Source organism: Streptomyces sp. NPDC005899 (assembly GCF_040629645.1).
Lineage (GTDB): Bacteria > Actinomycetota > Actinomycetes > Streptomycetales > Streptomycetaceae > Streptomyces.
The window spans coordinates 1-6,029 of the sequence record NZ_JBEXWB010000369.1; the positions used below are offsets into that span (position 1 = coordinate 1).

The 6,029-nt window shown below is 67.8% G+C and carries 7 protein-coding genes and 1 pseudogene; 6 read left to right on the top strand and 2 right to left on the bottom strand.

Annotated features, from left to right (window positions below; all coding sequences use genetic code 11):
• The first annotated feature begins 303 nt into the window (after positions 1 to 303).
• Together ABZ371_RS27825 and ABZ371_RS27830 are read left to right on the top strand one after the other, a co-directional pair.
• Complete coding sequence (locus ABZ371_RS27825) at positions 304 to 828, top strand: transposase (protein ID WP_358684520.1); 525 nt, start codon at positions 304 to 306, stop codon at positions 826 to 828.
• Between the two features lie 629 nt (positions 829 to 1,457).
• Entirely contained in the window at positions 1,458 to 1,724 is a 267-nt protein-coding gene (locus tag ABZ371_RS27830; RefSeq protein WP_358684522.1) for a hypothetical protein, read from the top strand.
• A gap of 17 nt (positions 1,725 to 1,741) precedes the next feature.
• On the opposite strand, the gene add is transcribed toward ABZ371_RS27830, so the two are convergent.
• Positions 1,742 to 2,734, bottom strand: a complete 993-nt coding sequence (gene add, locus ABZ371_RS27835; protein ID WP_358684524.1) for an adenosine deaminase — start codon at positions 2,732 to 2,734, stop codon at positions 1,742 to 1,744.
• A gap of 674 nt (positions 2,735 to 3,408) precedes the next feature.
• Between add and ABZ371_RS27840 the strand changes: the two genes are divergently transcribed.
• Entirely contained in the window at positions 3,409 to 3,720 is a 312-nt protein-coding gene (locus tag ABZ371_RS27840; protein ID WP_358684527.1) for a hypothetical protein, read from the top strand.
• A gap of 385 nt (positions 3,721 to 4,105) precedes the next feature.
• Positions 4,106 to 4,987, top strand: a complete 882-nt coding sequence (locus tag ABZ371_RS27845; protein WP_358684532.1) for an alpha/beta hydrolase — start codon at positions 4,106 to 4,108, stop codon at positions 4,985 to 4,987.
• Between the two features lie 188 nt (positions 4,988 to 5,175).
• On the opposite strand, the pseudogene ABZ371_RS27850 reads toward ABZ371_RS27845, so the two are convergent.
• Positions 5,176 to 5,316: pseudogene (locus ABZ371_RS27850) on the bottom strand (IS5/IS1182 family transposase); the annotation flags it as partial.
• Positions 5,317 to 5,412: 96 nt separating this feature from the next.
• On the opposite strand from ABZ371_RS27850, the gene ABZ371_RS27855 reads away from it, so the two are divergent.
• Both ABZ371_RS27855 and ABZ371_RS27860 read left to right on the top strand, forming a co-directional pair.
• Positions 5,413 to 5,607 carry a hypothetical protein gene (locus ABZ371_RS27855; protein WP_358684529.1) on the top strand — a complete coding sequence of 65 codons (195 nt, stop codon included), beginning with the start codon at positions 5,413 to 5,415 and terminating at the stop codon, positions 5,605 to 5,607.
• A gap of 183 nt (positions 5,608 to 5,790) precedes the next feature.
• Positions 5,791 to 6,003 (top strand): cold-shock protein, encoded by a 213-nt coding sequence (locus ABZ371_RS27860; RefSeq protein ID WP_358684535.1) that lies wholly within the window; start codon positions 5,791 to 5,793, stop codon positions 6,001 to 6,003.
• The last annotated feature ends 26 nt before the right edge of the window (positions 6,004 to 6,029 follow it).

The window sequence follows — 6,029 nt, forward strand, 5'->3', positions numbered from 1 at the left end:
GCGACTACCTGCCCGAGGAACTCCTGCGGATCGCGGATCTGGCCGCTGGGTGAGGAGCTGATCTCCCGGCACGGGGCCCCGGTCCGACACCGCGACTGGCAGCGACGAGCACAACACTGTCCACTGGTCATCAGCAAGTTCCCCTTGCCCCCCAACCGAGATCATCGCGGTGCGGGGGAGCGACAGTAGGGTGCGTCCCACAATCAATCGTCTCAAGCGCCACCGCGCGGTTGCCACGAGATACGACAAGCTCGCCGTCCGCTACGAGGCGGCTGGGCTGGTCACAGCCATCGACGAGTGCCTGTGACCAGCACAACATACCCGACTGCCGACTGCCGCAGGATAGTCCGCATGAAGCTGCACTTGGCCGTTGAGCAGGGACAAAATTCCATGACGAGCGTGATCACAGCAGGACAGCGCGGGGACTTACCGCAGTTCGGACCCTTGCCGGCAGCGGTCTGCGTGCTTCGCACTGGACCGGGCCGGCCACGTGTCCGTCCCGATCGAGTGCGTGCTGACAAGGCGTATGCCACCCGAAGGAACCGTGCCTATCTGCGCCGCCGCGGGATCCGCTGCACCATCCCGGACAAGCCCGACCAGGCGCGCAACCGCCGAAAGCTCGGATCTCGCGGCGGCCGGCCGCCGCTATTCGACCCGGCCGACTACCGCCAGCTCCACGCGGTCGAGTGCGGGATCAATCGACTCGAGAGACACCGCGCCGCCGCGATGCGATATGACAAGCTTGCCGTCCGCTATGAGGCGACCGTGCTGGTCGCGGCCATCAATGCATGGTTGACCTGCACGGTGGCGGGGAGCTCGCGAGGGTGAGCCGAACTCAGGGTTGATGACACATCACTCGATAGCGAGGGGGCCGATGCCAAGGTCCTGACGCACGAGGTGACGCATCTGCGCCATGGCCTTGCGTCGTCGCTCTATGAGGGGCGCCTCATCGGCGGAGCCCACAGTCACTCCACGGGCATAGGTGTCGCGGATCGCGCGCAGGCAGTGGAACGCCTCGTTCCCCGCCTCCACGACCTGCGGGGGCCCACGAGCCGAAGGCGTTCGCTCGCCGTGTAGATGCCGGTGCCGCGCACAGCTTCCCGCACTGTCGCGTCGCGTGCCGACTCGGACATGTGGTCGCCCAAGGCAACGGCCCGTATCTCCTCACCCGCGGCTTTGAGGGCGGAAACATACCCCGTGTAGACCTCGCGCCGTACTTCCAGAGCATGCCTGGTTCCCTCGCGCCGCCCACCGGTTGCGGTCGGCGATCAGAGTGGCTGCGATGCCGATGACGGCACCGGTCAGTGTGGAGAGCAGGGGCGTCCAGTCCATGTGTCGCAGCTTGTCGGAACCGGTGCGCTGGCACCAGTGATTCCGCTACGCATGGCCGTGACCAACACTGTCGAAACACCCCCTACACCAGCCAGACTCTGCAGGAGCACAAGAACCGGCACACCGTGATTCCCGGGCAGGGCAGGCGCCGGCAGATCCGCTACAGCCCCTGTGCGCCGCGCTTCGTGTGGCTCTGGGACCACAACATGGACGACTGGGTGGAGACGGAGTTCATCCACCAGCGGCTCATCGGCGACGACTGGACCGAGTGGACCTGGGAGCAGGCCACCCTCAACGTACTCGAGGACGGCGGCCGCAAGCAGGAGCAGCGGCACATCGAGCCTGGGCGCCCAGAAGACCGTGCGAGCCGTCCGGACGCCACACTTGCCTGATTGGTCCGTCGGGCTGCTCAACGGGCTTCGGTGCGCGCTCGGACGCTGAGCCGGGTGAGCAGGTCACCGCGTACGGAGTCGTTCATGAAGGCGGCGGCGATGCTGGTGGCGTCCAGAGCGGCTCGGTCACGGGCGGTGAACCCCAGCGCTGCGGTGAGGAGTTGGGCCTCCGCGCTGAGGGGGGAGCGAGTCTGCATGGGATTGTCATCGCCTAGGACGAGAGGGATGCCTGCTGCGAGGAAGCGGGGGGCTGGGTGCTGGTCGATGGAGGGCGTGGCGCCGGTGTATCGGTTGGAGGTGGGGCAGATCTCGACGACCACACCGTTATCGGCGGCCCAGCGCAGGATTGCGGGGTCGTCGGCGATGTGGGTGCCGTGGCCGATGCGGGTGGCTTTCAGGAGCCGGACGGCGTCCTTGGCGTAGTGCCCGGGGCCCGCTTCGGCGGCGTGGCAGGTGATGCCGAGTCCGGCGGAACGGGCGATTGCAAAAGCGCCGGTGTACGGGGCGAGGTCGGGGTGGAGGAGTTCGTCACCGGCGAGGTCGAAGCCGACGACGCCGTCCCCGGCCCGCTTGGCCGCCGCACGGGCGACGTCCTCGTTGACTTCGGGGCTGTGGTGGCGCAGGGCTGCGACGACGAGGTCGGCGGGCATGCCGGTGGCGCGGATGCCGTCGTGCAGCCCGTCGAGGGCGGCAGCGATCACGTCATCGAGGCCAAAACCGTCGTGGGTGTGCGTGGCGGGGCCGAAGCGTATTTCGAGGTAGTCCTGGCCGTCGGCGGCGGCGTCCTCGACGGCTTCGCGGGTGATGCGCGCGAGTGTGTCGCCGGTGCGGAAGAAGGGGTAGGTGCGCGAGACCTTGGCGAGGAAGGCGGTCAGGTCCACCGGCCCGTCGAGCCCGATGGCCTGCTCCCAGCCACCGTTCGGTACGGGAAGGCCGGAGCGGGCGGCGAGCTCGGCCGCGGTGGAGGGCCGCACACGTCCTTCGAGGTGGCTGTGGAGGTTGATCAGCACGGGGCGACTCCTGTCTGTTTCGTACGGGGCCGAGGTGCCCTGCAGGTGGGGGTGGATTGTCCAATGGTGGCCCACCACCTGGTGCGGCCTGTCTGCGGCGGGCACCCACGGCATCGACGGTGCGATCACGGCCAGCCAGGGTGAGTTGGAGGGTGTCGGCACCCACCCGACAATGTCACGTCGACGGTTGCACTGGAAGCGCTGTTTCGATGGCGGTCGTAGTATGGGATGAGTGCATCCGCTGTCCCGTCTGCGTGCACGGTCGGTGACCTGCGCCGTATCCCGCAGGCGGGACAATCTGCCTCAGGCAGCGCCATGACCGCTCCCTCGGCGGGCTCGAACACCTCGCCTGGACACCGGCCCGGCCTGCCACCAGAACCTGGCCGCACCCCTCAGCCCGGTGGGGTGCCGGGCCGGCATCCGCGCCCCCGTAGCGGACCGATCATTACGCCGAACTCACTGGCCGTGCACGCGGACAGGAGCGCCCTGGCCCCACTCACGGATGTACGAACTCCCCTCTGGCGGGTGCGGCTTTCTGTCGGCGGTAAAACGAGCGGTCGCTTCCTACTGCCGAAGCGCGACGGAGCAGCGCCTATAGGCCACAGGCATGGCAGAACTTCGAGGCGGCCCACAGCTGGAACGGTACTCAAAGGAGAAGGCGATACGCTTCGTGTGTGTCCCAGACCTACACCCGTGAAGCCCAACTGAACCGCTTGTGGGGGGCCGCTTGCGCCTTCACCGGCATCTTTCTGCTTTTGTGGGGGCTCTCCTGGGTGAATGCAGAGGTGCTCCACGAGGATCTGCCGAATCACTGCGCGGACCTGCGCACGGCTCGCTTCCCCGTTGAAGCGTCGTGCGTGCATCAGGACGGCACCGTGGAGGGAGCGAATGCTCTGCTCTTCACAGGAGCCTTCTTCGGTGCGATGACGGCCGGAACACTGTGCCTGGGAGCAGCGTTCCTGACGGAGGTGCGCCGCCGGAAGTAGCGTCACGCACGCGATGCCGTCCCGTGCGGCAGCCGGAATGGGGCCCGACCTGGGGCAAGCAGGGCCAGTTACCGAGGCCGGCGACTGCGGGATGGGTTCTACGTCAGCAAAGCCGGTGCGTCAGATGCCACTGACGGGCACAGTCCGCACCGTTGGGTGGCTGGGGCGCCGGGTTCGCCCTGGCTTAGTCGGTGGGTGTCTCCCCGGTTGGCCACCAGCATCTTCAGCCTCTCGCGGCCTGTAACTGCACGAGAGCCGTGCGTCGCACCCGGCACGTTCGGTGGTATCGGGGTGGGACAAGAGGGTAGGTGTGTGCTCCCCCGACGTGTACTTCTCGGGGGCCAGCACGCATGCCGCGTGTGAACACAATGCTGAGGAGGCCCAGGTGTTCGAGGGATTCAAGACGGCACAGATCGATGTCGGCGAGGCTTCGGCGTTCGTCCGCTACAGCGGTGACGGGCCGCCGGTGGTGCTCATGCACGGTTACCCCCGCACCTCGGCCACATGGCACCGCGTGGCTCCGCTTCTCGTGCAGGCGGGCTATACCGTGGTGTGTCCAGATCTCAGGGGTTACGGGCGCTCCCGTGGGCCGCGTTTCACCGCAGATCATGCGGGCTACTCCAAACGGGCCGTTGCCGCAGATGTGGTGGCAGTGATGCGCCACCTCGGCCACGACCGGTTCGCACCGGTGGGACATGACCGCGGAGGGGCGGTCGCGCTGCGCCTCACACTCGATCATCCGGAGGCGGTCACGCGGGCGGTCTTCGCCGATGCCCTGCCGGTGACGGAGCACCTTTCGCGGATCACCCCTGAGTTCGCCACCGGGTGGTGGCACTGGTTCTTCTTCGCCCAGCCGGACATTCCCGAGCGGGTCATCAACGCCGATCCCGACAGCTGGTACCACGGGGACCGTGAGGTGATGGGCGCGGAGAACTACGACGAGTGGCGGCAGGCCACCCGTAATCCCGAGGTGGTCCGGGCGATGCTCGAGGACTACCGAGCCGGACTGACCGTCGACCGGCGGCACGAGGAGGCCGACCGTGCTGGCGGCGCGCAGATCAGCTGTCCGGTGCTCATCCTGTGGTCGCTGCAAGACGATTTGGAGGACCTCTACGGTGACCCTCGCGCGATCTGGCGGCGGTGGGCCGGTGACGTCCGCGGGCACGGCATCGACGCCGGCCACCACGTCGCGGAACAAGCACCCGCAGCGCTGGCCTCGGCCATCGCCGACTTCCTCCAGCCCTTCTCCGGCGGCCTGGCGCAGTAGCCCCATGGCGCGGGCCGCCTGCTCCTGTGGGTGAGCCCGCCGCCAGTAAGCGGGACGGAGGACGTTGCGTGCACGCGGCGCAGGCACCCGTAGGCGGGCATCGTGTGCTTGGCGGAGATGGCCCAAGGGCCGGCCGGCCTCCGGCTGTGTGCAGGTGACGGCCCGGCGCGGCCGACTCCGGTTCGGGGCACCGATACCTGCTCCAGGACCCGCTCGAGCTGGGGTCCGTCGCCGTAGTGTCCGGGTGTCAGGACGAAGGCGAGGGGCCGGCATCGTCCCTCGGCGGCAAGGTGGATCTTGGTGGTGAATCCTCCGCGGGAACGTCCCAGGCATTCGCCGATATGACCACATCCTCCAGCCGGGCGACCAGTTTCCGCGCCCCCGCTTCCCCTTCACCTGAACGTCCGAGATCGGAGAACCTCAGCATGCCCCGTCTCCCCCTCACCACCGAGCGCCTCGCCCTCTTCGTTACCCTCCTGGCGACCTTCGGCGAGCTGCATCCTGCCTGTGACCACTGGGTCCAGGGCTCGAAGACGGCCTCGCGGAAGCGGCTGTACGGCAAGGACCTGGTCCACGCCGACGGCTCCCCCGCCACCGAGGACTCCATCCGCCCACCATGACCACCAGCGAGCCGGGCCGTCGTGCGGTGGCTTGCCACGTCGCTTCGTACACCGCCTGCAGCTCGGGGCGACTGCGATGCGTGGCCGCCGTAGCTTTTGGGCGAGGTTCTGGGCGCGACCGGGCGTCCGCGTGCCAAGATCCGTTTGGCGGCGCTGGGTCGCCACGCAATCCTTGGAGTGGACATGTCCGACCGGCAACTCGGCACGGTGAAGTGGTTCAACGATGAGAAGGGGTTCGGCTTCATCACTCCGTCAGGGGGCGGCGACGACCTCTTCGTGCACTTCAAAGCCATCGAGTCCGATGGCTTCAAGTCCCTCAAGGAAGGCCAGACCGTCTCGTTTATCGCTGAGCAAGGGCAAAAGGGCATGCAGGCCGCGCAAGTCCGCCCCGAGTAACCTGCGCTTTGCGTTCTGATGGCCGC